General features: G+C 71.9%; 20 protein-coding genes. 10 read left to right on the forward strand and 10 right to left on the reverse strand.

Annotated features, from left to right (window positions below):
* The first annotated feature begins 1 nt into the window (after window position 1).
* On the forward strand, window positions 2-325 hold the full coding sequence (locus tag FLX08_RS09980) for a hypothetical protein (protein WP_142618114.1): 324 nt from the start codon (window positions 2-4) through the stop codon (window positions 323-325).
* 299 nt (window positions 326-624) lie between these two features.
* Window positions 625-1119: a beta-class carbonic anhydrase gene (locus FLX08_RS09985; protein WP_142618115.1), complete on the forward strand. Its 495-nt coding sequence runs from the start codon at window positions 625-627 to the stop codon at window positions 1117-1119.
* Between the two features lie 67 nt (window positions 1120-1186).
* Here FLX08_RS09985 and FLX08_RS09990 read toward each other — a convergent pair whose 3' ends face one another.
* Entirely contained in the window at window positions 1187-3259 is a 2073-nt protein-coding gene (locus FLX08_RS09990) for a DNA gyrase/topoisomerase IV subunit B (RefSeq protein ID WP_142618117.1), read from the reverse strand.
* Between the two features lie 247 nt (window positions 3260-3506).
* Here FLX08_RS09990 and FLX08_RS09995 point away from each other — a divergent pair, with 247 nt between their 5' ends.
* A complete protein-coding gene (locus FLX08_RS09995) occupies window positions 3507-3737 on the forward strand; it encodes a DUF7455 domain-containing protein (RefSeq protein WP_079312375.1) in 231 nt (76 codons plus the stop codon).
* A 169-nt stretch (window positions 3738-3906) separates the two neighbouring features.
* Here the strand turns inward: FLX08_RS09995 and FLX08_RS10000 are convergent, their stop codons facing one another.
* Together FLX08_RS10000 and FLX08_RS10005 are read right to left on the reverse strand one after the other, a co-directional pair.
* Window positions 3907-4647: a GNAT family N-acetyltransferase gene (locus FLX08_RS10000; protein WP_244312526.1), complete on the reverse strand. Its 741-nt coding sequence runs from the start codon at window positions 4645-4647 to the stop codon at window positions 3907-3909.
* 43 nt (window positions 4648-4690) lie between these two features.
* Window positions 4691-5305, reverse strand: a complete 615-nt coding sequence (locus FLX08_RS10005) for a GntR family transcriptional regulator (RefSeq protein WP_208761373.1) — start codon at window positions 5303-5305, stop codon at window positions 4691-4693.
* A 71-nt stretch (window positions 5306-5376) separates the two neighbouring features.
* Between FLX08_RS10005 and aceE the strand changes: the two genes are divergently transcribed.
* Both aceE and FLX08_RS10015 read left to right on the forward strand, forming a co-directional pair.
* Window positions 5377-7833, forward strand: a complete 2457-nt coding sequence (aceE, locus tag FLX08_RS10010; protein ID WP_142618121.1) for a pyruvate dehydrogenase (acetyl-transferring), homodimeric type — start codon at window positions 5377-5379, stop codon at window positions 7831-7833.
* Window positions 7834-7898: 65 nt separating this feature from the next.
* Entirely contained in the window at window positions 7899-8648 is a 750-nt protein-coding gene (locus FLX08_RS10015) for a YaaA family protein (protein ID WP_142618123.1), read from the forward strand.
* A 1-nt stretch (window position 8649) separates the two neighbouring features.
* On the opposite strand, the gene FLX08_RS10020 is transcribed toward FLX08_RS10015, so the two are convergent.
* From FLX08_RS10020 to FLX08_RS10035, 4 genes are all read right to left on the reverse strand, one after another.
* Window positions 8650-9615, reverse strand: a complete 966-nt coding sequence (locus tag FLX08_RS10020; RefSeq protein ID WP_142618125.1) for a hypothetical protein — start codon at window positions 9613-9615, stop codon at window positions 8650-8652.
* 129 nt (window positions 9616-9744) lie between these two features.
* The gene (locus FLX08_RS10025) at window positions 9745-11436 is read right to left on the reverse strand and encodes an RNA polymerase sigma factor (RefSeq protein WP_244312527.1); all 1692 of its coding nucleotides are present in this window, start codon (window positions 11434-11436) and stop codon (window positions 9745-9747) included.
* A gap of 218 nt (window positions 11437-11654) precedes the next feature.
* Window positions 11655-13736: a SpoIIE family protein phosphatase gene (locus FLX08_RS10030; protein WP_142618129.1), complete on the reverse strand. Its 2082-nt coding sequence runs from the start codon at window positions 13734-13736 to the stop codon at window positions 11655-11657.
* Between the two features lie 177 nt (window positions 13737-13913).
* Complete coding sequence (locus tag FLX08_RS10035; protein WP_142618131.1) at window positions 13914-14480, reverse strand: HhH-GPD-type base excision DNA repair protein; 567 nt, start codon at window positions 14478-14480, stop codon at window positions 13914-13916.
* 101 nt (window positions 14481-14581) lie between these two features.
* Between FLX08_RS10035 and FLX08_RS10040 the strand changes: the two genes are divergently transcribed.
* From FLX08_RS10040 to FLX08_RS10050, 3 genes are all read left to right on the forward strand, one after another.
* The gene (locus tag FLX08_RS10040) at window positions 14582-14836 is read left to right on the forward strand and encodes a hypothetical protein (protein WP_208761367.1); all 255 of its coding nucleotides are present in this window, start codon (window positions 14582-14584) and stop codon (window positions 14834-14836) included.
* 225 nt (window positions 14837-15061) lie between these two features.
* On the forward strand, window positions 15062-16564 hold the full coding sequence (locus FLX08_RS10045) for a hypothetical protein (RefSeq protein WP_142618316.1): 1503 nt from the start codon (window positions 15062-15064) through the stop codon (window positions 16562-16564).
* 62 nt (window positions 16565-16626) lie between these two features.
* A complete protein-coding gene (locus tag FLX08_RS10050) occupies window positions 16627-17397 on the forward strand; it encodes a LamB/YcsF family protein (RefSeq protein WP_142618132.1) in 771 nt (256 codons plus the stop codon).
* A 44-nt stretch (window positions 17398-17441) separates the two neighbouring features.
* On the opposite strand, the gene FLX08_RS10055 is transcribed toward FLX08_RS10050, so the two are convergent.
* From FLX08_RS10055 to FLX08_RS10065, 3 genes are all read right to left on the reverse strand, one after another.
* Window positions 17442-19145: an ABC transporter family substrate-binding protein gene (locus FLX08_RS10055; RefSeq protein ID WP_142618134.1), complete on the reverse strand. Its 1704-nt coding sequence runs from the start codon at window positions 19143-19145 to the stop codon at window positions 17442-17444.
* Between the two features lie 101 nt (window positions 19146-19246).
* A complete protein-coding gene (locus FLX08_RS10060) occupies window positions 19247-21595 on the reverse strand; it encodes an AAA family ATPase (protein ID WP_142618136.1) in 2349 nt (782 codons plus the stop codon).
* A gap of 124 nt (window positions 21596-21719) precedes the next feature.
* The gene (locus FLX08_RS10065; RefSeq protein WP_142618138.1) at window positions 21720-23732 is read right to left on the reverse strand and encodes a CHAT domain-containing protein; all 2013 of its coding nucleotides are present in this window, start codon (window positions 23730-23732) and stop codon (window positions 21720-21722) included.
* Window positions 23733-23954: 222 nt separating this feature from the next.
* Here FLX08_RS10065 and FLX08_RS10070 point away from each other — a divergent pair, with 222 nt between their 5' ends.
* Complete coding sequence (locus tag FLX08_RS10070; RefSeq protein ID WP_208761368.1) at window positions 23955-25538, forward strand: MFS transporter; 1584 nt, start codon at window positions 23955-23957, stop codon at window positions 25536-25538.
* Between the two features lie 75 nt (window positions 25539-25613).
* Window positions 25614-26378: a DoxX family protein gene (locus FLX08_RS10075; RefSeq protein ID WP_142618139.1), complete on the forward strand. Its 765-nt coding sequence runs from the start codon at window positions 25614-25616 to the stop codon at window positions 26376-26378.
* Window positions 26379-26395 lie beyond the last annotated feature (17 nt).

A 26395-nucleotide genomic window follows, 5' to 3' on the forward strand; every position in this document is an offset into this window, starting at 1 on the left:
GATGCGCCTGCTCGCCCTTCCGGTGACGCTCATCGTCATCGCCGTGCTCGTATATCTGCTCGTGATACTCGCACGCGGCGGGAAGCCGGCGCCGCGGCGCGAGGCGGCCGGGCCGGCCCGCTGGGAGACCGATACGGTCATGGAGAACGGATGGACCCTGATCGTCGTGCGCAAGGTCGCTCCCGGCCCCAACGGGCCGGTGGAGCTGACCAGGCAGACGGTCAGGGCCATCCCCGACGACGACCCCGCCTGGGACGAGCGCTACCGTGAGGGCATGCTGGAGGCCCGCAACCGGGTCAGCACCCTGGAGATCGAGTCGAACTGAGCCCGAGCAGATCCGGGGGCGGTCCGAGTTCGAGCTCGTGACGGAATCGGGATGCCGTCGAGCCCGATCTCGGGGATCGACGGTTTGAGCTCATGTGAGCGTGCGACGGCGTCGCGGTGCACGGCGACGAGGTCGACGCCGTATCGCTGGTAGAAGCCCAGGCCGCGCAGGTCGTGACCCGTGATCGCCGATGACGGTCGGAGATGATCAGGTCACGTGCGGTCACAAAACCTATTGACTCGGTAGGAATAACCGGCAACAGTGGGGCCAGCGACTCGCGCGACCAGAAGGGACACCTCATGAGCGTCACCGACGAGCTCCTCGCCAACGCCGAGCGATACGCCGCGGCCTTCGACAAGGGACACCTGCCGCTGCCCCCGGCGCGCGGGGTGGCCGTCCTCGCCTGCATGGACGCCCGGCTGAACGTGTACGGCCTGCTCGGGCTCACCGAGGGCGACGCCCACGTCATCCGCAACGCCGGCGGCGTGGTGACCGCGGACGAGCGGCGCAGCCTCGCCATCAGCCAGCGCCTGCTCGGCACGCGGGAGATCATCCTCATCCACCACACGGACTGCGGCATGCTGACCTTCACCGACGACGACTTCCGCCGGGGCATCGAGGCCGAGACCGGGATCAAGCCCGACTGGGCCGCCGAGGCGTTCTCCGACCTCGACGCGGACGTCATCCAGTCGATCAACAGGATCACGGCCGACGCGTACATTCCCCACAAGGACTCGGTGCGGGGGTTCGTCTACGAGGTCGAGACCGGACGCCTGCGCGAGGTCAAGCCCTGAGGCGGCCTCCGGCCGTCACACCCCACGCAGCCGGGAAGGTGGGCCGGCGACCAGGCGGCCCGACGCGTCAGGCGTCGATGTGGTCGCGGTCCACCTCGGCGGCGCTGCCGATGATGAACTCGCGGCGCGGGCCCACGTCGCTGCCCATGAGGAGGTTGAAGATGCGCTCGGCGTCCTCGACGTCCTCGATCCGCACGCGGCGCAGGACGCGGTGGCGCGGGTCCATGGTCGTCTCGGCGAGCTGATCGGCGTCCATCTCACCGAGGCCCTTGTAACGCTGCACGGGGTCCTTCCAGCGCTTGCCCCGCCGCTCCAGGTCGCGCAGGACCTTGTGCAGCTCGGCGTCGCTGTAGGTGTAGATGTACTTGTCCTGGCCACGCCCGGGGTTGGTGACCTCGATGCGGTGCAGCGGCGGCACCGCGGCGAACACCCGCCCGGCCTCGACCATCGGCTTCATGTAGCGGTGGAAGAGCGTGAGCAGCAGGCACCGGATGTGCGCGCCGTCGACGTCCGCGTCGGCCATCAGGATGATCTTGCCGTAGCGGGCCGACTCGATGTCGAACGAACGGCCGGACCCGGCGCCGACCACCTGGATGATCGCGGCGCACTCGGCGTTCTTGAGCATGTCGGCGACCGACGCCTTCTGCACGTTCAGGATCTTGCCCCGGATCGGCAGCAGCGCCTGGAACTCCGAGTCGCGGGCGAGCTTGGCCGTGCCCAGCGCGGAGTCGCCCTCGACGATGAACAACTCGCTGCGGTCGATGTCGTCGCTGCGGCAGTCGACCAGCTTGGCGGGCAGCGCCGAGTTTTCCAGGGCCGACTTGCGCCGCTGGTTGTCACGGTGCTCGCGGGCGGCGATGCGGGCCTTGGCCGCGGCCACGATCTTCTCCAGCACCGCGCGCAGCTGCTGCTTCTGCCCCCGCTTGGGGTTGGCGAACAGCGCCTTGAGCTCACGCGTGACCACGTGGGCGACGATTCGGCTGGCCGCGGAGGTGCCGAGCACCTCCTTGGTCTGGCCCTCGAACTGCGGCTCGGGCACCCGTACGGTGACGACCGCGGTCAGCCCTTCGAGGATGTCCTCCTTGGTCACCGGCTCGTCGCCGTTCTTCAGCAGCCGGGTCTCCCTGAGCTGCTCGTTGATCGTGCGGACCAGCGCCCGCTCGAACCCCGCGACGTGGGTGCCGCCCTTGGGGGTGGCGATCACGTTCACGAACGAGCGTACGGTCGTCTCGTAGCCCTTCCCCCAGCGGACCGCGACATCGACGGTGAGCTCCCGCTCGACCTCCGTCGGCGTCATGTGGCCCTGCTCGTCGAGCACGGGGACGGTCTCGTGGAAGTGGCCCTCGCCCTGCAGCCGCAGCACGTCGCACACGGCCTCGTCGCGGGACAGGAACTCGGTGAACTCGCTGATGCCGCCGTCGAAACGGAACGTCTCCTCGGCCGGCTCCTCGCCGCGGGCGTCGCGCACCACGAGCGTGAGCCCCGGCACCAGGAAGGCCGTCTGGCGCAGCCGCACGTGGATCTCGTCGAGCGAGACCTCCGCCTCGGGCAGGAAGATCTGCCGGTCGGCCCAGAAGCGCACGCGGGTGCCGGTGGTGTTGCGCGGAGCCGGGCCGCCGTCGCGCAGGCCGGACTTCTTGCGGAACTTGGCGGTCGGGCCGTCGCCGTCGAACACGCCGGGCACGCCCCGGCGGAAGCTGATCTGGTGGACCTTGCCGTCGCGGTCGACCTCCACATCGACGCGGGAGGACAGCGCGTTGACCACCGAGGCGCCGACGCCGTGCAGGCCGCCGGAGGCGCCGTAGGAGCCGCCGCCGAACTTGCCGCCCGCGTGGAGCTTCGTGTAGACGAGCTCGACGCCGGCCAGGCCGCTCTTGGGCTCGATGTCGACGGGGATGCCGCGCCCGTCGTCACGCACCTCGACCGAGCCGTCGGCGTGCAGCTCGACCTCGATCCGGGTGCAGTAGCCCCCGAGCGCCTCGTCGACCGAGTTGTCGACGATCTCCCAGAGGCAGTGCATGAGGCCGCGCGTGTCCGTGGAGCCGATGTACATCCCCGGGCGCTTGCGGACCGCCTCCAGGCCTTCCAGCACAGAGAGATGACGGGCGGTGTACCCCGTCTCCGCGCGAACCGCAGTCACACCCAACTCCTACTTATCAATCGAACACGCGTACGCAGCTTAACGCCACTCATGTTTGTACGCGCACAAGCTTGCCAGGCGCAGCACTATGACCGGCACTTTCGCTGTGATCCCCGTCACTTTACGGATCATTCTGCTCTGGGCGTACTCGGAGCATGATTGGGAAGGCCCGTATCCGGTTAGATGTTGTGCCAAGTGACTGACGCCAACGTCCCCACAGACCGTGGGGCGACCCGAAAGGCGATACGTGACTGGAGCTCTCGCCCCCATCAAGCCGCTGACGGCCCTGGACCGGTGCGACCGGTGCGGTGCTCAGGCCTACATCCGCGCGACCCTGCCCGTGGGTGGGGAGTTGCTGTTCTGCGCCCACCACGGGCGTCAGCACGTGGCTGTGCTGCGCGACAAAGGTGCTGAGATCCAGGACGAGTCGGCCCGACTCAGTGAATCCCCCGCGACCGCCCCTGACGGCGAGCGCTGACCCCATAGACGGCGTGCCGGAGCGCAGACGACGACGTCGGCTCCGCGCGCCGTCGCCATATAAACGATCGATCTAAGTCATCGGCCCGGACGAACCACTGTCCGGGCCGCCCGCCCGGCGCGGCCGCCGTTCCCCGCTTCCCCCGGGGCCCGGCGGCGGCGCCTCCGGGTCAGGATCGCACCCGGTAGTGGTAGCGGCCGGCGACGGCGAACCCCTCACGCTCGTAGAGCGCGCGGGCGCCGGCGTTGGCCTCCGTCACCACCAGGTATGCGCTGTCGGCGCCACGCTGCCGCCCCCAGGCGAGCAGGGTGCGCAGCACGGCCGCGCCCAGCCCGCGCCGCCTGACGTGCGGCTCGACCGCCATGCAATAGATCCCGAGCCAGCGTCCCTGCGGCACTGCCCTTCCCGCCGCGCCCTCCTCCAGGAGGACGTACCCGGCGGGCACCCCGCCGAGGATGCGCTCGCCCCACGTCAGCGCCGGAACCCCTCCGGTGTCGTCGTGGCGCCCGCCGTCCACGCTCCACCAGGTGCGCAGCCACCGTTCCGACGGCCGGTCCGCCACCGGAGCCTCGACGGCGGTCTCGTCACCGGCGAGCGGCCGGGTCATCACCAGGGTGGGGTCCACGAGCCGATAGCCTCGCCGGCCGAGTTCGTCGTCGAGCCCGGGCGAGGCACCCATGCCGACCGAGAACACGCAGGGCTGGCCGATGCCCGCGTAGAAACGCTCGGCCCGGCCGACCGCCTCCGGCAGGTCCGCGCGCTCTCCCAGCGGCAGCACCGAGTTGGCCCGCTTCGTCACACCGCCCGCGTGGCGGTAGACCCAGCGGCCGTCCTCGGCCCGTCCCGGCGCCGGCCATGCCGCGTCGACCAGCAGGTCGAACCGCGCGATCTCCTCACTCACCTCACTCATCCGCCGCAGCCTAGTTGACCTGCGCCGCCCGGGTTCGAATCCCCTATTTGCCCCCGGGGTCGAGCGGGGCGTAGCCGAGCACGTGCTCGCGGAGCAGGACGCCCACCTCGGGGTCGTCCCGCTCGAACGCCTCCACCAGAGGTTCGTGGTCGGCGACGTTCTCGTACGGGCACATCCGGAACAGGCGGATCGACAGGTGCGACCACACCTCGATGCCGAGCGACTCCCACACCGACAGCAGCACCTCGTTGCCGGAGGCTTTCACGATCTCCCGGTGGAAGGCCACGAGGTGCCGCACCTGATCGTCCAGTGAGCCGCCGGCCGCCGCGTCGCGCAGGCGGCCGAGGTGCGTACGCAGCACCTCCACGCGGGGCCTGCCCAGCCGGACGGCCGTCTCCTCCAGGCCCGCCCGCACCTGGTACACCTCGCGGAGGTCGCTCCGGGTGAGCCCGCGGACCCGCGCGCCCTTGTTGGGGGCCGATTCGATGAGCCTGAGCGCCTCCAGCTCGCGCAGTGCCTCACGCACCGGGGCCTGGCTGACACCCAGCTCGGCCGCCACGCGCCGCTCGATGATACGGTCGCCGGGCTTCCATCGGCCGTGGATCAGGCCGTCGAGCACCGTTTGCCGGATATGGTCGCGAAGCGGCGGGCGCAGCACGGGTTCCACGAGCCCGATAATAGAGCCCAGGATACATCCGATGATCGATCATAGGGTGATTTAATAGTTTCATGGTAGAAGACCTGGATCCGCAGGAGACCGCCGAGTGGCTCGAATCCCTCGAGGCGGTCCGCCGTGCAGCCGGCCCCGAACGGGCCGACTACCTGCTGAGGCGGCTGGCGACGACCACCCGCTACATCAACACCGTCCCCACCTCCGAGGAGCCCGGCTACCCCGGTGACCTGGAGATGGAGGAACGCATCGCCGCGTACGACCGGTGGAACGCCGCGGCGATGATCACCAGGGGCAGCCGGCTGGGGCTCGGCGGACACCTGGCGACCTATGCCTCGGCCGCCTGGCTGTACGAGGTGGGCTTCAACCACTTCTTCCAGGGCGGCCGCGACCAGGTCTACTTCCAGGGCCACGCCTCCCCCGGCATCTACGCGCGGGCCTTCCTTGAGGGCAGGCTGAGCGAGGCCCAGCTCGACCTGTTCAGGCGTGAGCCCGAGGGCGGGCTGCCGTCCTACCCCCATCCCCGATCCATGCCGGACTTCTGGCAGTTCCCCACCGTCTCCATGGGCCTCGGCCCCCTCAACGCGGTCTATCAGGCCAGGTTCAACCGCTATCTCCACAACCGCGGCATCAAGGACACCTCGGACAGCCACGTGTGGGCCTTCCTCGGCGACGGCGAGATGGACGAGCCCGAGTCCACGGCCGCCCTCACCCTGGCCGCCCGCGAGGGGCTCGACAACCTCACGTTCGTGATCAACTGCAACCTGCAGCGGCTCGACGGGCCCGTACGCGGCAACACCCGGATCGTGCAGGAGCTCGAAAGCGTCTTCAGGGGCGCGGGCTGGCACGTCGTCAAGGCGCTGTGGGGCCGGGAGTGGGACAGTCTGCTCACCTCCGACGAGCTGGTGGCCCGGCTGGGCGAGGTGCCGGACGGGCAGTTCCAGACGTTCGCCGCGTCGTCGGGCGCCTACATCAGGGAGCGGCTGTTCCACGGGCTTGACGTGCCGCACTCGGACGAGGACCTGCAGCGCATCGTCGGCGGGTCCCGGGCGGGCCACGAGCCGCGGAAGGTGTACGCGGCCTACCGCAGGGCCCTGGACAACCGCGGCGCGCCCACGGTGATCCTCGTGCAGACCGTGAAGGGCTGGACCCTCGGCGCGGGCATCGAGGCGCGCAACGCCAACCACCAGATGAAGAAGCTCAGCAAGGACGAGTTCCGCGCGCTGCGCGACCGGCTCGGCCTGCCGGTGCCGGACGAGGCGCTCGACGGCGACCTGCCGCCCTACGTGCACCCCGGGGCCGACTCGCCGGAGGCGCGGTACGCCGCCGAGCGGCGTCGCGAGCTGGGCGGGCCCATCCCCCGCCGCACGGTCTCCTACCGTTCGCTGCCGGCCCCGGCCGAGGCGCCGTTCCGCGCCCTGGAGAAGGGCTCCAAGCAGCCGGTGGCCACGACGATGGCCTTCGTCCGCCTGGTCAAGGACCTGATGAAGGAGCCGGAGACGGGACGCCGCTGGGTGCCGATCGTGCCCGACGAGGCCAGGACCTTCGGCATGGAGTCGCTGTTCCCCACCGCCAAGATCTACTCGCCCCTGGGCCAGCGCTACGAGTCCGTCGACCGCGACCTGCTGCTGGCGTACAAGGAGGCGGCCGACGGGCAGATCCTGCTGGAGGGCATCACCGAGGCCGGGTCGATGGCGTCGTTCACGGCCGCGGCCTCCAGCTACGCCACCCACGGCGAAGTCATGATCCCCTTCTACATCTTCTACTCGATGTTCGGCTGGCAGCGCACCGGCGACCAGATGTGGGCGCTGGCCGACCAGCTCGGCCGCGGGTTCCTCGTCGGCGCCACCGCCGGCCGGACCACGATGACCGGGGAGGGCCTGCAGCACGCCGACGGCCACTCGCAGCTGCTCGCCTCCGCCAACCCGGCGTGCCTGGCCTACGACCCCGCCTTCGCCTACGAGGTGGGGACGATCGTGCGTGAGGGGCTCCGGCGCATGTACGGCCCCGACGGCGAGGACGTGTTCTACTACCTGACCGTCTACAACGAGCCGCTCCCCCAGCCGGCGATGCCCGAGGGCGTCGAGGAGGGCATCCTCCGGGGGATCTACCGGTTCTCCGAGGGCGGCGGCCAGGCCCACCTGCTGGCCAGCGGCACCGCGATCCAGTGGGCCCTGGAGGCGCAGCGGGTGCTCCGGGAGGAGTACGGCCTGGGCGTGGACGTGTGGTCGGTCACCTCGTGGAGCGAGCTGCGCCGCGACGCCATGACCACCGAGGGCGTGCCGTACATCCGGCAGGCCCTGGCCGGGACCGAGGGCCCGGTGATCGCGGTCAGCGACTGGATGCGCGCGGTGCCGGACCAGATCAGCCCGTGGATCGACCGGCCCTGGACCTCGCTCGGCACCGACGGGTTCGGCCTGTCGGGCACCCGCGAGTCGGTCCGCAAGCACTTCGGCGTCGACCCGCGCTCGATCGCGGAGGCCGTGCTCAAGGCGGTCGAGACCGGCCGGGAGTAGGCCGGCAGCCGTGGCGCCCCGATCGGGGGAAACTCTCCGGTCGGGGCGCAGTAGGCTGCGAAACCGTGCTCATCCTGCTTCCGCCGTCAGAGGGGAAGGCCGAGCGGGGCACCTCCGCCGCCCGCCGGCTCAGCTTCCCCGAACTCGCCTCCCCGCGCGAGAAGGTCCTCGACGCCCTCGTCTCGCTCTGCCGGACGCCCGAGGCACGCGACGTGCTCGGCCTGTCGGAGGGGCAGACCGGCGAGATCGAGCGCAACGTGGCGCTTCCCACGGCCCGCACGCTGCCCGTCGCCGCCCTCTACACGGGCGTCCTGTACGACAATCTGGGCCTGGCCACCCTCTCCCCCGAGGCCCGGCGGCGGGCCGACCGGCGGCTCGTGGTGTTCTCGGCCCTGTGGGGCCTGCTGCGCCCGTCCGACCGCGTGCCGCCCTATCGCCTGTCCATGGGCGTACGGCTGGCGCCGATGGGCGGCCTGGCCGCGTTCTGGCGGCCGTCGATCAGCGCGGTGCTCGACGCGACCAAGGGGCTCGTGGTGGACATGCGCTCGGCGACGTACGCCGCCGCCTGGCAGCCCGGCGAACGCGGCGTGGCCGTACGGGTGCTGCGGGAGGCGGCCGGGAAGCGGACGGTCGTCAGCCACATGGCGAAGGCCACCCGGGGCGTGGTGGCCCGCGTGCTCGTCGAGACCCCCGACCGGCCCCGGACGGCCGGGGATCTCGCCGACCTGCTGACCGGTCTCGGGCATCGAGTGGAGCTGGCGGCGCCCGCCGGCCGGGGAAGGCCGCGGACCCTCGACGTGATCGTGGACGAGTGAGTCACAGGTTGAGCCGGGCGCAGGCCCGGCGATACTGCTGCGCCGGATCGCCGAGGTGCGACCAGGGCAGCCGGCTGAACCGCCCGCCCGTCCTGGCGAGATGCCCACGCGCCGGACGCCGGAGGTCGGACAGATAGAAGGCGGCGCCGAAGACGTTGTGCGCCTCGACCGAGCGCGGGTGCGCCCCGCCGAGGCGCCGCTCCGCCCAGTGGCCGGCGGCCGAGACGATGTCACGCTGCGCCTCGAAGGAGAACCAGCCGCCCCGCGACATGGGGGTGCGGGCGGCGGCGACGATCTCGAAGTGGGCCATCGGCACGAGCGCAGGCAGCGGGCTGCCCTCCGGGGCGTGCGCGGCGGCCGAGCGGGCGAAGCCGAGCATCTCCGCCGCGGTGCCGCCCCAGCCGGGCGACAGGGTGATCAGGCGGGCCAGGGCCCCGGAATACAGCGTCGGCCACCGGCGGGAGCATTCGTACCAGACCGCGTCCTTGTCCGCGCGCGGCCGGTCGAGCCCGATCGCCAGCCACATCAGGCACTCCCACGGCACGGGATCGCTCGGCGCGAGCCCCGCCGCCGTCAGCAGCGGCTGCCTGGCCCGTTCCATCGCCGACTGGTAGGCCTGCTGCCGGTCCGCCTGCACCGCCCTGGCCCTTACGTCGGGCCGCAGTTCCCAGGCCTCCTCCAGGCGGGCCCGGCCGAGCCACAGCCAGAGGTCGGGATTGCCCTGGTCGTAGGCGAGCAACGCCTCTATCGACCGGCTCGCCCCGATGACGGCGCGCGACAGCGCCTCCACCCGCAGCGACCGCGTCTCCGGGTCGCCCCTGCTGTCCGCGAGGACCGCCGCCGCCGGTCTCAGGTCGCCCCGGGAGGCGGCCTCGACCGCCTCGTCGAGCATGGTGTCCGCCCAAGGGCGGGCCGGGATCACTCGTGGCCCCCGAGCACGCGCCCGATCCACTTCGATCACTCCCATGAGGCGCGAGCCTAGGAGCGTCGCCCTGCCTGCAGCGCTACCACGAGGTTACGTCGAAGTTAAGTCGCGTCCTTACACAAACGTCCCCCCGGCCGTGGTGCGTGGCCGGGGGGACGATCGAGTCGTGCGTCAGTCCAGGTAGTCGCGCAGCACCTGCGAACGGGAGGGGTGGCGCAGCTTCGACATGGTCTTGGACTCGATCTGGCGGATCCGCTCGCGGGTCACGCCGTAGACCTTCCCGATCTCGTCGAGGGTCTTCGGCTGCCCGTCGGTGAGGCCGAACCGCATCGAGACCACGCCCGCCTCGCGCTCCGACAGCGTGTCGAGAACGGAGTGCAGCTGCTCCTGCAGCAGCGTGAAGCTCACGGCGTCTGCCGGGACGATGGCCTCGGAGTCCTCGATGAGGTCGCCGAACTCGCTGTCGCCCTCCTCACCCAGCGGCGTGTGCAGGGAGATCGGCTCGCGGCCGTACTTCTGCACCTCGATGACCTTCTCAGGGGTCATGTCGAGCTCGCGGGCCAGCTCCTCCGGCGTGGGCTCGCGGCCGAGGTCCTGCAGCATCTGCCGCTGGACGCGGGCCAGCTTGTTGATCACCTCGACCATGTGGACCGGGATGCGGATGGTCCGCGCCTGGTCGGCCATGGCCCGGGTGATCGCCTGCCGGATCCACCAGGTGGCGTACGTGGAGAACTTGTAGCCCTTGGTGTAGTCGAACTTCTCGACCGCGCGGATCAGACCGAGGTTGCCCTCCTGGATCAGGTCCAGGAACAGCATGCCGCGGCCGGTGTAGCGCTTGGCCAGCGAGACCACGAGCCGGAGGTTGGCCTCCAGCAGGTGGTTCTTGGCGCGGTGGCCGTCCTCGGCGATCCACTCCAGCTCGGCGCGGACGTCGACGGGCAGGTTGTCGGCCTCCTGGGCGAGCTGCTCCTCGGCGAACAGGCCGGCCTCGATCCGCTTGGCGAGCTCGACCTCCTGCTCGGCGTTGAGCAGCGGCACCTTGCCGATCTGCTTGAGGTAGTCCTTGACCGGGTCGGCGGTGGCTCCGGCCGCCGCCACCTGGGCGACGGGCGCGTCGTCATCGTCGTCGGTGAGGATCAGCACCTCGTCCTCGGACTGGACGAGCGCCTCGGCCTTGGGCTCGTCGCCGTCGGCCTCCCCCTCGGTCTCGGTCTCGGACTCGTCGGTCTCCACCTCGGCCTCGATCTCGACGTCCTCGACCTCGATGTCGAAGTCCTCGATGTCGACGTCACCCTCGAGGTCGATGTCCTCGTCGTCGTCGGCGGCGTCGGCGGACTTCGGCTTGGAGTCGGCCTTGGGCGCCTTGGCCTGGGGACCCGTGGCGGGGGCCTCCGGCTTGGCGGGCCCGGCCTTCTTTGGCGGCGCGGGCTTGGCGGGCGCCTTGGCGGCGGCCGGCTTGGCCGCGGGTGGCGCGGGCTTGGCCGGCGCCGGCTTCTTCGGCGCCGGCTTGGCGGCCGGCGCGGAGTCGGTCACCACGGCGGTCACGGTCTCCGGCTGAGACTCCTTGGCCGCGGCGGATTTGGTGGTCTTCTTGACGGGCGCGGTGGTGCGGCGCTTGGCTTGACCTCGAGAACGCTTGGGAGCCGCGGAGTCGGCGGCCGTCACCACGACGGTCACACCCTCCTTGCTGAGGCTGCGCAGGAATCCAGCGGCTTGCGACATCGGGATGTCCGCTTCCTCGAAGGCCTTGCGGACATCCTCGGACTCGAGGAAACCCTGCGAGCGCCCACGCTCGAGGAGCTGCTGAATCACTGGCTCGTTCAGCTCCGACGGCTTCGAGCGAGTCGAACTTGCAGGCGACACGAACACCTCTCGAACGAACGCATGGCGAGAATGGACCCAGGTGCTTCTTCTTTTCCGGTGGTGAGGTCGCGCAGACCGCGACATGCCATTGTGGCACGCCACGGTACGTGATACGGCCGCGTCCCGCCGGTTGCTCCTCCACCCTAGGCCGACCGAGACACTAGTGCGTACGGAAGGAGGTCACTGATACCCGAAAGCAACCGTTATGCCTGATTCATTCAGTCACTCTTCGTGGCCGGTGGCACGTGGACCGCGAGTACCGTTACGTCATCATCCTGTTCATACCCGGACAGCATGTGGTCCACCAGGAAATCCAGCAGCATATTCGGGCTGTTCAGGACCTCTGGGGGCGCCTCGGCCACGACGGACGAAAGCTCCCTGAGTCCGGCGTCCAGCCCGCGCTTGCGGTTCTCCACCAGACCGTCCGAGTAGAGGACGGCGGTGTGGCCCGGCGGCACGCAGAACCGGAACTGCTTGCGGCTCGTGGCCCAGCCGAGCGGGGTGCCCGGCTCGGTCTCGTGCAGCAGCCCGACACCCTGGGGCGAGACCAGCAGCGGCGGCGGGTGACCGGCCAGGGCCAGCGTGCCCTCCCCGGTGCCGGGCTCGACGACCATGTACGCCAGGGTGGTGACCTGCTCTTCCTCCTCGGTCGCCTCGAAAACCCGGTCGAGCCCCGTCAGCACCGCGGCCGGGGGCGGGTTGGTCAGCGCGAGCGCGCGCATGGCGTTGCGGATCCGGCCCATGCCGGCGGCGGCCTTGACGCCCTTGCCCATGACGTCGCCCACCACGGCCGCCACCCGGCCGTCCTGGAGGACGAACGCGTCGTACCAGTCGCCGCCCACCTGCACGTGACGGGATCCGGAGCGGAAGCGGTAGGCGAGCATCATCCCGCGCACCACCGGCAGGCGCTCGGGCAGCAGGCTGCGCTGCAGCGTCTCGGCGGTCTTGTGCTCGCGTTCGAAGAGGGTGGCCCGCTCGACCGCCAGGGCGCACTGGCCGGCGAGGGCCTCCAGGAAGACGCCGTCCTCCTGGGAGATCTTCTGGGTCCGGGTGAACGAGAACCGCAGCGCGCCGAGCGCCCGCCCGGCCGCCAGCAGCGGCAGGCCCACCCAGGCCCGCTCGTCGGTCTGCGCGAGGAACCCGGAGATCTGCGCCTCGTCGGCGCCGGCGTCCACGAGCTGGGCGCGCAGGCTCTCCGGCGACTCGGCGAAGAGCGGGCGGCGGCTGTTGACGGCCATCGTCATCACGTTGGGGTTCGCGAGATCGATCTCCTCGCCCCGGGTGTCCGAGGTGCCGCCGCTGCTGATCAGCTTCAGCGTCGCCCTGTCGAGGTCGAGCAGGGCCACCGACGAGTGGTCGGCGGCGAGGGCCGTACGGCCGACGTCGATGATGACCTGCACCACCTGCTCGACGGTGAGCGCCTCGGCGAGCTGGGCGGTCGCGCCCTGGAGCCGGGCGGTGCGCAGCGCGGCGGCGCCGAGCTGGTCGGTGAGGCGGCCGCGCATCTCCTCGGCCTCGCGCTGCGGCGTGACGTCGGTGTTCGCCCCGACCCACTCCACCACGCGGCCGTGCCTGATGATCGGCACGGCCCGGACCTCGAAGTGCCGGTAGCCGCTGGCCCGGGTGCGCACCCGGTAGCTCCACTCGAACATCGTCCGGCCGCGCAGCGCCTCGCGCCACGCCTCCTCGGTGCCGGGACGGTCGTCCGGGTGCACCGCGTCGAGCCAGCCGTGCGCGAGGTACTCCTCCAGGCCCTGGCCGGTGATGGCCCGCCACTGGGGCGCGTCCTCGGCGACCGCGCCGCTGGGCGAGGTGATCCACACGAGCTGCTGCTGCGACTCCACCAGCGAGCGGTAGCGCTCCTCGCTGCGCTCGAGGACCTCCTCGTTCAGCTGCCGCTCGGTGACGTCGACGCCGAAGAACGCGGTGCCGACGACGCCGTCGTCGCCGCGCATCGGGTAGAACGACACCGTCCAGTGGCGGGTGTCGCCGTTCCCGGCGCGGGTCCTGATCCGCTGGTCGGTGATCGGCAGCGACTCGTCGGCGATCCGGCTCAGCGCCGCATCGATCAGAGTGGTCAGGTCGGCCGGCAGGAGCTCGGACGGGCGGCGGTCAAGATGCAGCTCGACAGGATGGCCGGTCAGCTCGGTAAAGGTGGAGTTGACCCGGACGAAACGACCATCCGGGTTGAAAAAGGCGAAGGCAAACGGCGCCTCCGACATCATGCCTCTGAAGAGGTCGGAGTCTGATATGTCCAAACCGGGCTCCCGGGGCCGGGGCACGGAGGTTTCGGCGCTCATGGTCGGCACCTCCGTCGCGTGCCAGCGTCTCCCACGAGGCACATCTCCATAACTGTGATTGGTAGCGCAGATCTGCCCTACATCATGGGCGATCGGCATGCACGGACGGAAGCCCCGCCCGCCATGCGGTCAACGCATCCTGTCAAAAGACCGGCGTCTCGCGCAGGAGGATCCGGCCTACTTCTTGGCCGCCCGCTTCGCTTCCTGCTTGGTCGCGCGGACCAGTTGCAGGCTCCCGGCGTCCACGACGTCGGCCACCGACCGGTGCACCCCCTCCTCGCCGTACGGCCCGGCCGCCTCACGCCAGCCGTCCGGGCGCACACCGCACTGCTTGCCCAGCAGGGCCAGGAAGATCTGGGCCTTCTGCCGGCCGAATCCGGGGAGGGCCAGCAGCCGGCGCAGCAGCCCGGCGCCGTCGCGGACATCCTCCCACACCTTCTCGGCCGAGCCATCGTATTGCTCGACCAGATAGGCCGCGAGCGCCTGGACGCGGGCCGCCATGGCCTTCGGATAGCGGTGGACGGCAGGCGCCGCCGCGAGCAGAGCCGCGAACTGATCAGGATCATAAGAGGCGATCTCACGCGCGTCCAGGTCCCGGCCGAGCCGGTCGGCGATCGTACGGGGCCCCGCGAAGGCCCGCTCGAGCGGCACCTGTTGATCGAGCAGCATGCCGATGAGCAGTGCGAGGGGGCTGCGGCCGAGAAGCTCGTCGGCCTCGGGATCCTGGGCGAGCCGGATACGCATGGATTCAGCTTCCCACGCGGCGGCGCGCCAAGGGTTGACACCGCCGGGGAAAGAGGTGGAATAAGGGGCGGCAGGTCCCCATTCAGCGAGGAATGCAGTCCATGCCCGTACTCGCAGCACGAATCAGTGGCGGCCCAACACCGGAGCCGGGTCTTCGTGAACCGGCGGAACTCGTCACCCACCGGCTGGCCGCGGAATTCCTGACCGTCCCCCTGTCCGCAGTCGCCCGGTGCGTCGCCGACACCTGGGCCTGCGGCGAGCATCTCGGACTCGACGTCACACCGGAGATCGTCGAGCGGGTCGCCCGGGAACGTCTCCTGGGCATGGTCAACTCGGCGCCGCCTTCCCGGAGGTGAGGCGCCGCACCGCGGTCGCTCGGCGGGCGTCCCCGCCCGCACCCGTACGGCGGGCACGGCCGGCGCGGCAGATAACGGGGAAGTCACCGGCCCGTGTTCCTGATGCCGTTCGCGGCGGGAATGCGAGAAGGTGGTCACCGTGAGCGAGCGGAGCGAGACCTCGTGAGTCGCCGGCGCCGACGTGACCCCCGGGAGACCCGGCCGCCGGACGACGTGTTCGCGGAGATGCTGCTGGCGGCCAGGGAACTGCTCGCCGTCCGCAGCCCTCTCGACGCCGAGCTCATGGTCTCCGACATGCTCGGGGCCTGGTGGGGCAGGCGGCTGCGCGGCGGCGACGTCGAGCAGATCCTCGGCGAGGGGCTGGTGGACTACGCGGCCAAGGCCGGCACACCGGCCGCGCTCACCCTGCTCGTCTCCGTCGCCTACCTCGGCACCGCCCGCCAGGCGGCCAAGGCGGAGGGCGCGGCGCTCGCGCTGATGGAGTCGGACGTCGCCCGGCCCCGCTGGGCCGACCGCGTCGGCGCCGTCAAGCCGACGGGCTGCTACGTCTCCAGGGACGTGTACGGCGACCAGGACACCGTGGTGTGCACGTTCGCCTACAACGGCGAGGACAGGCACGCGCTGGTCGTGGTCGTCGACTACAACATGGGCGGCATGGCCCGAGACGCCTGGGTGTCGTCGCAGGTCGACAAGCTGCTTGAGCAGGCCAGGCTGGAGGCCGCGGGCAACGCGCTGCTGCGGTTCGAGGAGCTGGAGCCACAGCAGGCGCGTGCGCTGCTGGAGTTCGCGATGAAGGCCACCAGGGCCGCCGCGCACGGCCGCACCGGCCCGAAGCTCGTGAGCGACAGCTACAGCGCCTACCACGCCTTCGCACGGGCACGGATCAAAGCGCTGCCGCCCGGGCGGATGCGGCCCGCCCCCGCGCACACCGAGGCGCCCTACAGCCGCGACCGCCGCGCGATGCTGGCGGCCGAGTTCCTCGCCTCGGACGCGGCGGAGAACCTGTCGGACCCGTCGGCCGCCTCCCGGTGCGCCGACCACATCATCGACTACGGCTGCGACCAGGACTTCGGGCGGCCGATGCGGGTGAGCCCGACCAAGTGCGAGACGTTCCTGCTCGACTGGCTGCCGCGCAAGGTCCTGCTCAGCCCGGCCGAGCAGGACGCGATGCCGCACGTGCTGTCGGCGTGGGTCCGTTTCGCCGGCCCCCGGATCGGACTGCCCGACCAGGGGGTGCGGGCGACGCTCGACGCGGTCTGGGAGGCGACGGCCCGCTTCACCGAGGCCTACCGCGACCCGACCACCTTCGGGCTGGACCGCTCTCTCGTGGAACGGCTGCTGCCCGACGGCGATCTGTCCGCCCTGGCCCGGCGCGCGTTCGCGTTCCCCCTGCTGCAGGGCATGCGCGGCTCGACCAGCCTCGACCTGCTGAACCCGGCGGACGAGGCCGACCGGCGCATCCTGCTGGAGATCGACCACGCCGGCGAGCTCGGCCGTACGGACCTGGAGGAGCACCTCGCCTGGCACGAGGAGATCGCGGGCCGGCTGTGGGTCGGCGACCCGCCGCAGCTGTGGGAGGCCGCCCAGCGCCTGATCGACCTTGGGCACGACCGGCACGACGTGCTGCACGTCCTCATCGAGATCGCCGAGCGGATCGGCGACCATCCGGACGAGCTGGCCGCCGCGCTGGACGACATCGCCGACATCCCGGACGAACCTCCCACCTGACGGCGGCGGCCCCTTTCTCTGCGGCAGGATGGACACCGCACCGAGCTGCGGGAGGCACGGCGATGAGCGCTGGCGTGATGGACCTGAACGCCGATCTCGGCGAGGGTTACGGGATCTGGCGGCTCGGCGACGACGTGGCCCTGCTCGACCTGGTGACGAGCGCCAACATCGCCTGCGGCTTCCACGCGGGCGACCCGTTGATCATCCGCCGCACCTGCGCGGCGGCGGTGGACCGCGGCGTGACGATCGGCGCCCAGGTCTCCTATCGCGACCTGGCCGGCTTCGGCCGCAGGGAGATGGAGGTCGACCCGGAGGAGCTGTGCTCCGACGTCCTCTATCAGCTCGCCGCCCTGGACGGCATGGCCAGGTCGATGGGCGGGCGGGTGGCGTACGTGAAACCGCACGGCGCCCTGTACAACCGCGCCTGCCGCGACGAGGAGCAGGCGGAGGCCGTGGTGGCGGCCGTGGTGGCCTTCGGCGCGGCGGCGGCGCTGCCCATCCTCACACTGCCCGGGTCGGCCCTCTCGCGGGTGGCCGCCCGGCACGGCGTGCCGTCGGTGGCCGAGTGCTTCGCCGACCGCGCGTACACGGCCGAGGGGACGCTGGTGCCCCGGAGGCGGCCGGGAGCGGTGCTGCACGACCCGGACGAGGTCGCGGCCCGCGCCCTGCGCATGGCCACGGAGGGCGTGGTGACGACGATCGAGGGCGGCGAGGTGCGCGTCGGCGCCCGGTCCGTCTGCGTGCACGGGGACACCCCCGACGCCGTACGGATCGCCGCCGCCGTCCGCAAGGCGCTCCTGGAGGCCGGCGTGACGGTCGAGCCGTTCATCTGACCGCCGGGCCCCCGGGGCTCTGGAGACGGCCCGTGGGCGGCCGCTCAGGAGGCGTAGCCGATGTCCTCATACCTGAGGTCGAAGAACCCGTTGGCCCCGATGTTGGCCAGCGCCGATCGGACGGCCACGCCCTGCGGGCTCTGGTAGAGCGGGAGCACGTTGACCTTCTTCCAGACCAGCCGGTCGGCCTCGTTCAGCAGGCCGGGCACCTTGCCGGGGTCGAGCGTGCTGCCGGCGCGATACATGGCCTCGTCGATCTGCCTGCTCCCGCTGCGCCCGAGGTTGGAGTACCACTCGACGTCGTCGCCCCGGCCGCCCCTCTCGCCATCAGCGTAGATGTCGAAGGCGCTCGACACCGGGTACGGCGAGCTCGGGTAGGCGAAGGCGGTGATGTCGAAGTCGCCGGGGATGAGGTGCTTGCCGAAGAAGTCGTCGAAGGACACCTTGCGCACGTCGACCCGGATGCCCACGCGATCGAGCATCTGCCGGGCGGCACCGGCCTCGACGCCGCTCATGACGATGCCGTCGGGCACGACGAAGCGCAGCGTGAGCGGCTTGCCGTTCTTCACGCGGGTCTTGCCCGACAGCTTCCAGCCCGCCTGGTCGAGCAGCTGCCCTGCCCGCTTCGGGTCGTACGCGCCGATCTGTCCGGCGTTGGCCTGATAGCCGTACTGGCTGTTCATGAGGAAGTGGTTGTCCAGCGTCACGATCGGCCAGCCGAGGCCCTTGAGGTCCACCTGCATGAGGCCGCGGCGGTCGATCGCGGCCGCGACGGCCTCGCGCACCCGCGCGTCGGACAGGACCGGGCTCTCCCCGTTGAAGGTGAACTGCCGATACTGGGTGCCGGCAGCCTGCCGGATCACGGCGTCCCACGCCTCCCTGACCCGCGCGTAGTCGTCGGGGGACGGGCCCACCTCGAAGAGGTCGACGTCGCCCTTGGTGAACGCGTGGACCATCTGGTCGGGACGCACGGTCCGGAACTCGATGGCGTCCAGCTTGGCGCGGTTGCCCCACCAGGCGGGGTTGCGGGTGAGCCTGACCGTCTTGCCCTTGACGTCGAGGCGCTCCACGCGGAACGGCCCCGCGGTCACCGGGATGCGGTTGATCCAGTCGGCGTTGAACGCCGCCGCGGTCGCGTTGGTGCTGCCGGGATACAGCGGCGTGAACAGCGACTGCCACTCGTTGAACGGCTGGGCGAGGGTGACCACCACCTCGCGGTCGCTCGCCCCCCTGGCCACGCTCTGGATGTTGTCGTACGCGATGGTCGAGTCGACCCGGTAGTCCCGGTCGCGGCCGCTCATGGCCTTCCATTGGGCGGCGAAGTCGGTCCAGGTGATCGGCCTGCCGTCCGACCACTTCGCCTTGGGGTTGATGGAATAGGTGATGACCTGCCGGGGGGAGGTCGCGGTGATCCTCGCGTTGGTCACGTAGTCGGTGTCGAGGGCCAGCCGCCCGCGCTCGTCGGACCGGAACGTGCGGGGCATCAGCGCGTCCGTCACCGCCTTGACCCCGGTGGCGTCGCCGTCGAGGTGGTTGCGGTTCCACTGCGTCGGAAAGTCGGTGAGCCCCCACCGGAGCGTGCCGCCGTCCTTGACCTTGTCGCGCGCCATGGGGTTGATGTCGTACGCCTTGACCGGGGAGGGAGCGAGCCCGCTGTCCGGTTCACCCGGCCCCCGCTGCACGCCGCAGGCACCGGCGGCCCACAGAGCGGCCAGTGTGGCCAGGGCGACCGGCCATCGTGCTCTCACGTGCTTCTCCGATCCTCCGGCTACCATCGGCAGTCGATTAGTAGCAGGAAGTGACGGCCTGCGGCCATCGGGACACGCGTCCGCGGGGTTGACCTACGAGATCAGGACAACTCGTCCACCGCGCTGCGGACGTCCTCGCTGGTGATCGTCGTCAGCTCGGCGGTGTTCGCCGTCCCCTGCTCGGCGAGCCGGACGTCGCGCCGCAGCGCGGCCCGCTCGTACAGGGACCGGGCGAACCGGCCGTTGCCCAGGCCGTCGATGAGCCCCTCCCGGCACACCCAGTCGAAGACGTCGGCGAGGTCGCGGGCGGCGGAGGCGTCGAACCTGTCGCCGCTGCCGGAGGCGAGCAGCTCCGCGATCTCGGCCAGCTCGGACGGCCGGTAGGAGGGGAACGACACGCGCTGGTTGAACCGGGAGGCCAGCCCGGGGTTGGTCGCCAGGAACGCGTCCATCTCGCGCTCGTAGCCCGCCAGGATGATGACCACGCGGTCGCGGTCGTCCTCGGCGCGCTTCAGCAGGGTCTGCACCGCCTCGGCCCCGAAGGCGTCGCCCCCCGAGTAGCCGGTGTTGACCAGGCCGTAGGCCTCGTCGATGAACAGGACGCCGCCGAGCGCCCGGTCGACCAGCTCGTTGGTCTTGATCGCGGTGGCGCCGAGATGCTGGCCGACCAGGTCGGCCCGCGACGCCTCGACCACATCGGGCCGGGCCAGCAGGCCCAGCGCGGAGAAGATCCGGCCGAGGATGCGTGCGACGGTCGTCTTGCCGGTGCCCGGAGGGCCGACGAACACGAAGTGCCGCATCTGCGACTGGACCGGCAGGCCCTGCTCCTGGCGCATCCTGGCCACCTTGAGCTGGGCGGTGATCGCGTGCACCTGCCGCTTGACCGGTTCGAGGCCGGCCATCCTGTCGAGGTCCGTGAGCGCCTCGTCCAGGGTCGGGGTGACCTGGTAGCCGCGGTATCGCGCGGTGATCTCGTTGAACGCCTTGGTCACGTCGTCGGCGGTGGTGGTGACCAGGTCCTCGCCGCGCGGCGCCCCGCCCGCGCTCACCACGCGCACGTCGCGGGCCTGCGCCGCGGCCTCGGCGAGGCTGCGGGCGAAGCGGGCGTTGCCCAGGTCGTCGACCAGCCCTCGGCGCTCCACGTCCTCGAACAGCCGGCGCAGCACGGGACGGGCCTCCGCGGCGAGCCGGTCTCCCCGGCGCCGCTGCAGCGCCTCGGTGATCTCCAGCAGCTCCGGGGGGCTGTAGCTCGGGAAGCGCACCCGGGTGGCGAAGCGGCTCGACAGCCCCGGGTTGGACGCGAGGAAGTCGTTCATCTCGCGCTCGTAGCCGGCCAGGATGACGATGAGCCGCTCGCGGTCGTCCTCGGCCCGCTTGAGCAACGTCTGCACGGCCTCCGCGCCGAACCGGTCGGGCTGGCCGTCGCCCGAGTTGATGAGGCTGTAGGCCTCGTCCACGAACAGGACGCCGCCGAGCGCGCGGTCGATCAGCTCGTTGGTCTTGATCGCCGTGGCCCCCAGGTATTCCCCCACGAGGTCGGCGCGCTGCGCCTCGACCACGAACGGCGTCTCCAGCAGCCCGAACGCGTAGAAGATCTTGGCGAGCGACCGGGCGACGCTGGTCTTGCCGGTGCCGGGAGGGCCGACGAACACGAAGTGGCGCATCGGCCGCTCGTTGGCGTAGCCCGCCTCCCTGCGCAGCCGGGCCGCCTCTATCGACGCGGCGATGGCGCGCACCTGCTCCTTGACCGGTTCGAGGCCGATCATGGACTCCAGCTCCGCGAGCGCCTGCTCGACCGTGATGGGCGGCGGAGCGCCGGTCTCGGCCGCGGCGGGCTGGTTGCCGCCCGCCCTTCCGCGCACCTGCACCTGGGTCTCCGCGCCCGCCGCCTCCCGTTCCGCCTCCGCGCGCACCCTGCGTGCCAGCACCAGGCGGTAGAGGAGCACCGCGGCGACGACGCCGTACGCACCCCACAGGGCGGCGGACGGCGACAGCCACGACAGCGACAGCGCGACGACGCCGGCGGGCGCGAGGGCCATCAGCGTCGTCAGCCACGGCGGGACCCACCGGATCAGGTGGGCGGCGACGCCGGTCAGCGCGCCCAGCAGCATCAGCAGGCCGGGCGCGATCGACTGCCCGCCGAACACGTTCATGAACCACGGCAGCAGCAGGCCCCAGCCCGCGAGCACGAGCACGGTCGCGGCGGCGCGCGGATAGCTGAGCGCCAGCGCGAGGAAGCACAGCGCCAGGAACGTGTAGATGAACGTGGGCGCCAGCGACCAGTTGAGCGCCGCGGCCAGCCCCATGGTGGCGACGAGCAGCACGACGAACAACGCGCGCCGCGCGAACGGCGGAAGTTGGAAATAGCGGAAACGCACCTGTTCGAACAGATCACGGGCCACAGTCCGGCTTAAGAGGCTCGCCGCCCGTGCCCTGTCGGAGTCCCGCATCGACGCCTCCCCGCTTCGACCCCGGTTATACCGCACGTGCGAACGGAATGGGTGGACCCAACCGGCGCGGTGGGCGACGCACGTCGCCGGAGCCGGACACGCGCCCGAGTTGCGTCGTTCGCGGCTACCGGTTGCGGGCCTGACGGCGTCCGGGGTACTCGCGCATCAGAACCTGGCGCGGTGTCACCCGAAGCACGTCGTCGTCCGGCACGGCGACGCCCCGCACCTCTGCCCAGAATCGCGGGTCTCCCACGAACAGCACCACGCGGGGATCGCGCCGCACCGCGTCCCACGCCTCGTCGCCCGCGATGAGGCGGAACTCGCCCGCCGGGCTCACCGACGTCACGGCGCTCACCGCGAGCGCGCGCGGGCCGTCCGTCCCGGCGCAGGCGAGGACCACGTTCCGGGAGTAGGCCGCGGCGTGCCGCACCTCCTCGCTGAGACCGGCCGAGGGGGTCAGGTCGCCGGGGATCCGCGCGCCCCGCGACTCGGACGGCACGAGCGAGGCGCGCCACGGGCCCGGCCCGCCGCGCCACCAGGCCCGTACGGCCCGCACCGCGAAGGCCGCCACGCCGAGCGCCAGCGCGCCCCACGCACAGCGCCACAGAGCCACGACGGCGGGGCCGGGTCCCGTGAGGGCCTGCGTCGCGCCCGCTGTGGCGGCGCAGAGGGCCGCGACGGCCGGAGCGGTGAGCGCCGTGGCGAGCCACCGGTCGTCCGGCCGCGGCGCGCCCGTCGTCCGCGCGCGCAGCAGGCCCGCCGGGACCGCCAGGCACGCGACGGCGGCGAGGGACGCTGTGGTCACGAAGGGCAGGAGCATGAGCGCCGCGGCCGCTTGCCGTGCGCGAGCCGCGACGATCCAGTACGCGACGGCGATGTCACGCGCCGCCGCCCGGTCCGCCGCACCAGACCCCCTCGGCGGCGCGGCCGGTGGCGCGGGTGGCACGGGCGATGGGGCGGGTGGTGGCGTGGCCGGTGGCGCGGGTGGTCGTGCATGTGGCGCCGACGGCGCACGCAGCGCGGCGGCGAACCGCCTCAGCGCGGCGAGCGGACGTCCCCGCCACGTCTCGGCCAGGAGCCTGACGGCGAGCGCCACGACGGGGTTCAGGAGCACCAGCCCGGTCGCCCCGGCCCAGACGTCGCCCCCCTCCTGCAGCGAAGCCGCCCCCGGCTCCGGCAGCGTGGCCAGCTCCGCCAGGTACGCCGCCGGGGTGAGCAGCCCGAGCGCGACCGACATGAAGAGCCGCAGGTCGCGCCGGAGCATGCCGGGGACGTAGGCCCAGGCGCCGACGCGCGCGGCCTGCCGGAGGCAGACCACGAGGACGGCGGCGAGCGCCAGCGCGCCGGCGATGCGCACGTCTCCCTGCATGCCGGGGAGATCCTGTATGCCGGGGAGATCGCGTATGCCGGGGAGGCCGTGCACACCGGGGAGGCCCTGCACACCGGGGAGGCGCCGCGTACCGGGGAGGCCGGGCAGCAGGACGGCCGCGCAGATCCCTGCCGTCGCGACCGCGAGGATCACGCGCACCTGCCGCGACCAGGTCTCCAGGGCACGCCGCGCGCGGCCCGTTTCGCGGGGGTCGGCCTCCCACGCGGGGTCGTGGTGGTCGCGCGGCCGCTGCCAGCGCAGCAGGGTGAGGCCGAGGTTCACCCACGCCGCCGGGTGGTCCCGGCGCCTGCGCAGCGCCGCGCCGTACGCCCGGGCGGCCCCGTCGTGGTCGCCGCGCAGCAGCGCGAGGTCGCCGCACAGCACGTGGGGGTCGGGCTCGTCGGGGGCGAACCGGACGGCGTGGCGGGCCTCCGCCCAGGCCTCCCGCCACCGTCCGGGGATCCGCCGCAGCGCGCTAGCGAGCCGCAGCCGCGCCGCCCAGGAGCCGGGCGCGAGCCGTACGGCCTCGCGTGCCGCCGCGACCGCCTCGGTGTCGCGCCCGAGACGCTCCAGTGCCGCACCGACCAGGCGATGCCCCCACTCGTCCTGCGGATCGCGGCCGATCGCCTGGCGCGCCGCTTCCAGCGCCGCCTCCGGCTGGTCGCACGACAGCCGGGCCACCGCGACGGCGCACCAGGCGCGGGCGTCGGCGCGGTCGAGCGGGGGCGGCACCGGGGACGTATCGCATCCGTCGATATCGCTCCCCACGACCGCATGATCCGTTGCGGCTGGTCGCTTGCCTAGACGCGGGATATATACCTATGGCTCTCTAGAGAGGCGGATTGCTCCGCTTGATCACCTGGGCTGATACGGATCCGGCGATTTGTTCCCGACATCACCGGAAGGGCTGAGAGATCCGCTTCCCATGGCCTAAGCTGCCACGCATGTTCCAGCTGGCCGGGATATCGGAGCAGGAGCACTGAGCGGACTATGATCATGGTTTCGGTCGAGTCCGCCACCGTCCGCGCCGCGGGTGCCCTGCGGGAGCAGAGGGCGAGCCGGTGGTCGGTGCTCGTGCTCCTGTGTTTCAGCCTGCTCCTGATCGCGGTCGACGCGACCGTGCTGCACATCGCCGTCCCGGCGCTCACCGCGGCCCTGGAGCCGTCGTCCGTACAGCTCCTGTGGATCATCGACATCTACTCACTGGTCGTCGCGCCGCTGCTGGTGACGTTCGGCACGCTGGGCGACAGGTATGGCCGGCGGCCCTTCGTGCTCGGCGGCTACGTGGTGTTCGGCCTGGCCTCGCTGTCGGCAGCGTGCGCCGCGACCCCGCTCGCGCTCATCGTCTCGCGGGCCTTCCTCGGCGTCGGCGGCGCCATGATCATGCCGGCGACGCTCTCGATCATCCGGCAGGTCTTCACCGACCGGCGTGAGCGGGCGATCGCGCTCGGCGTCTGGAGCGCCGTCGCCGCCGCCGGAGCGGCCGTCGGGCCGCTGATCGGCGGGGTCCTCGTCGAGCACCTGTGGTGGGGCGCGGTCTTCCTCATCAACGTGCCGCTGCTGCTGGTCGCGTTGCCGCTCGCCGCACGGATCCTGCCGGCGTCGCCGCGCCGCGCCGACCATCCGTGGGACGCGCTGAGCGCGGCGCTGTCCACCGTGGGCATCCTGGCCGTGGCTTTCGGGCTGAAGGAGGCCGGGTCGGGGCACACCCTGGGCCGCGGGCTCTCGCTCGCCGTGCTCGTGGCCGGTGTCGCGCTGCTCGTCTGGTTCGTACGGCGGCAGCGGCGGCTGGCGTTCCCCCTGCTCGACATCGGGCTGTTCGCGCAGCGCGGCTTCGCGACCGGCGTCGGCTGCGTGTTGCTGGCCATCTTCGCGCTGGTCGGGCTGGAGCTGATGCTGGCGCAGTATCTCCAGCTCGTGCTGGGGCTTTCGCCCCTGGAGGCCGCCGTGCGGATGCTGCCGCTCATGGTCGCGGCGATCGCGGGCGGCCTGGCCGCCGCGCACGTGCTGGGGCGCGTCGGGCTGCGCGCCACGGTGGGCGGCGGTCTCGCCCTGACCGCGCTGTCGCTCACCCCGGTGCTGACCTGGGGCACCGAGCAGCATCCGGTGATGCTGACGGCCTGTTTTATGGGGATCGGCTTCGGCGTCGAGGTCGCCCTGCTGGCGGCGTCGGACACGATCATGGCCACCGTGCCGGAGTCGCGGGCCGGCGGCGCCGCCGCGATCGAGGAGACGGCCTACGAGCTCGGCGCGGGCCTCGGCATCGCCGTCCTCGGGACGATCACCACGATCGTGTACGCCCCCTCCCTCGCGAGCGTGCCGGGCATCCCGGCCGGGCTCATGGCGCAGGCGCGTGAGTCGCTGGCCGCGGCCGCGCACGTGGCCGACGAGACCGGCGCGACCGGGACCGCACTGCTGGAGGCCGCCCGCGCGGCCTTCATCACCGCCCTGCACTCCACCATCGTCGTCAGCGTGGCGCTGCTCGCGCTCACCGCGCTGGCGGTGGCCCTGCTGCTCCCCCGCCACGTTCCCACCCCCGCCGACGCCGAGGAGTCCGACAGCGTACGGACCTGAGCGGGCCGGACGCATGACGGCGGCGCTGGCGGGGAAGTGTCCGGGCAAGTCACCCCCCACCCCTAGTGAGAAGCCGTGAAGAGAACCCTGCACGACTTAGCCTCGCTGGCCGCCCGCATGGGCGTCGGCGGGATCTTCTTCGCCAACGGCTGGCAGAAGCTCGAAGCCGGCCTCAACGCCACCGCCGACCAGTTCAGCGCGCTCCAGGCCCCGCTGCCCCACGTGTGGGCGCCGGTGACCATGCTGACGGAGCTGGTGGGCGGCACGCTGCTGATCGCGGGCCTCATCGTGCCGGCCGTCGGACTGCTGCTGTTCGCCGAGGCCCTCGCGGTGTTCGTGGTCACGGCCGGGGACAGCGGCCTGCCGCTCACCGGGGGCGACATCGAACTGATCGTGGCCCTCGGGGCCGCCTCCGTGCTGCTGGCCGTCACCGGCGCGGGCCGGATCTCCGTCGACCACATGGTGGTCATCAAACGGCGCGAGGCCGAGGCGGCCGGAGAGTTCGCCGCCGACGCGGAGGCCGACGCGGTCATCGCGGCGCTGCGCCCGCCACGGTCCGGCGAACCGAGTGGGGGCGAGCCCTCCGCCCTGTCTGCGCCGTCCGAGCCTGCTTCCGGGAAGCCCGCGCCCGCCCCCTCGGCCGATTCGCCCGGGTCGCCGGAGCCGCCCGCGGCGGGCGGTGCGAGTGCGGGCTCCACCGCCGCCGGGACCGGTGCGAGCGCGGAGCCGCCGGGCGAGAAGGCCTCCGCCACGACGACGGCGCGCAAGGCCACGCCCCGGCAGCGGCGTACGCGGCGCGAGGACGACACGACCACGGAGAGCCGGGCCGAGGCCCGCTGACGCCGGCTCCGGCGGCA

Source organism: Microbispora hainanensis (assembly GCF_006874475.1).
Taxonomy (GTDB): domain Bacteria; phylum Actinomycetota; class Actinomycetes; order Streptosporangiales; family Streptosporangiaceae; genus Microbispora; species Microbispora hainanensis.